At 64.0% G+C, this 1,298-nt stretch carries 1 protein-coding gene and 1 other annotated feature; the gene reads left to right on the top strand.

Annotation, left to right across the window (positions count from 1 at the left end; all coding sequences use genetic code 11):
• The first annotated feature begins 48 nt into the window (after positions 1-48).
• Positions 49-1,271 (top strand): IS3 family transposase gene (locus tag SCNU_RS19870; RefSeq protein ID WP_085948520.1). Its coding sequence is split into 2 segments (ribosomal slippage): positions 49-328 and positions 328-1,271, totalling 1,224 coding nucleotides; the frame shifts between segments, so codons are not numbered across the junction.
• Positions 318-451, top strand: a sequence feature (AL1L pseudoknot). Its footprint overlaps the gene before it by 134 nt.
• Positions 1,272-1,298: the final 27 nt, after the last annotated feature.

Below are 1,298 nucleotides of genomic sequence, written 5' to 3'. Positions count from 1 at the left end.
TGAAGCGCCCTGGGTTCCGTTCCGAGTCTCAGCAAGGAGAATCGGAGTATGCCCAAGAAGTTCAGTCCAGAGCTGCGTGAGCGTGCCGTGCGCATGGTCTACGACCGCCAAGCCCGCGAGGGCGGCCCTCGCGCAGCATCGATCCGTGCCGTCGCGCCGCAGCTCGGTGTCGGCACAGAGACGCTGCGGATCTGGTGCAATCGCTACGGCGCCACCGAGCCGGTCGGACCGGGAGAGCCGCTCGAGGAGGAGAATCGCCGTCTCCGGCGGGAGCTCGCCGAGGCGCGACGTGCGAACGAGATCCTGAAGGCCGCCTCAGCGTTTTTCGCAGCGGAACTCGACCGCCCCACGACGAAATGATCGCGTTCGTCGACATGCATCGCGAGAAGTTCGGGGTCGAGGCCATCTGCCGCATCCTCAGTGCGACAGAATGTGGGTTCATCACCTCCCGCGGATACCGCGCTGCCAAGAACAGGCCGGCCTCCGCTCGCAGCGTTCGGGACGAGATGCTGGCGGAGGAGGTGCAGCGGATTCATCAGGCGAACTACAGCGTCTATGGGGTCCGGAAGATGTGGCACGCAATGCGCCACGCAGGATGGAACGTCGGTCGCGACCAGGTCGCGAGGCTGATGAAGATCGCCGGCCTGCAGGGCGTTCGCCGAGGTCGAAAGCCCGTCACCACCTGCTCCGCAGACGGAGATGACCAGCGCCCGGACCTCGTTGAACGGCGGTTCGTCGCGGATCGACCGCAGCAGCTTTGGGTCGCCGACATCACCTACGTCCGGATGCTCTCCGGGTTCTGCTACGTCGCATTCGTTACCGATGTCTTCAGTCGCAGAATTGTCGGCTGGGCGGTCGCGCCCACGCTCCACACGGAGTCTCTGCCATTGCTCGCACTGGAGCATGCACTGCAGTCCACCGGGGTGAGCAGGAACGAAAGCGGATTGATCCACCATTCCGACAGGGGTAGTCAATACGTTTCGCTCGCCTATTCGGACGCTCTGCTCGCCGCGGGAGTTACGGCTTCAGTAGGTACCGTCGGCGATAGCTACGATAACGCGCTGGCCGAGACAGTGAACGGCCTATACAAGGCGGAGTTGATCTACTCCAAGCGGATCTGGGAGTCAGTCAGCGAGGTTGAGCTCGCCACGATGGGCTGGGTCCACTGGTGGAACACCTCCCGGCTCCACGAAGCTCTCGGCTACCGCACCCCGGCGAACGTCGAAGCGACCTACACTCACACCACGACGACCGCGCCCGCGACCGTGTAACCACGGAACGAAACCCAGGGCGCTTCA

The organism is Gordonia neofelifaecis NRRL B-59395 (assembly GCF_000192435.1).
GTDB classification, from domain to species: Bacteria; Actinomycetota; Actinomycetes; order Mycobacteriales; family Mycobacteriaceae; genus Gordonia; species Gordonia neofelifaecis.
This window is presented reverse-complemented; position numbering and strand designations above follow the sequence as displayed.